Raw genomic sequence first — 472 nt, 5'->3', positions numbered from 1 at the left:
GGGCAGCATACGGTGGCGGAGGCTGCGGGAGCGTATGGTGTCGTGGTCGATGCGGTGGGTTATGCCGCCACGCGGGCCGCGGCCTCAACCCTGGCCGAGCCGGGCGGAGTGATTGTGCATATCGGTCTGGGCGAGGATATGGGCGGCCTCGATATCCGGCGGATGACCCTGCAGGAGATCACGTTTATCGGCACCTATACTTACACGGCCCAGGACTTCCGCGACACCTGTGCGGCCATATATGACGGCCGCCTCGGTGCGCTGGACTGGATCCAGACGCGGGACCTGGCCGAGGGGGCAGAGGCCTTTGCCCAGTTGCGCGCAGGCACGATCGCGGCCCCCAAGATCGTGCTGCACCCCTGGTCCTGACACCGGTCCTGATCAAGGTTTGAACACAAGACAAAACGGGCCCCAAACGGCCCCACAGATGACGGAGAGCACCCATGTACAGCAATATCCTCGTGCCCATGGC

1 protein-coding gene is annotated in these 472 nt (G+C 64.4%); it reads left to right on the top strand.

The window, feature by feature from the left end; genetic code table 11:
* On the top strand, window positions 1-369 hold a 369-nt coding region (locus Q1A44_RS21870; RefSeq protein WP_299629566.1), incomplete at its 5' end, for a zinc-binding dehydrogenase.
* Window positions 370-472 lie beyond the last annotated feature (103 nt).

Source organism: uncultured Tateyamaria sp. (assembly GCF_947503705.1).
Classification (GTDB): domain Bacteria; phylum Pseudomonadota; class Alphaproteobacteria; order Rhodobacterales; family Rhodobacteraceae; genus Tateyamaria.
The sequence above is the reverse complement of the archived record's forward strand: the minus strand, read 5'-3'. Positions and strand labels throughout refer to the sequence as shown.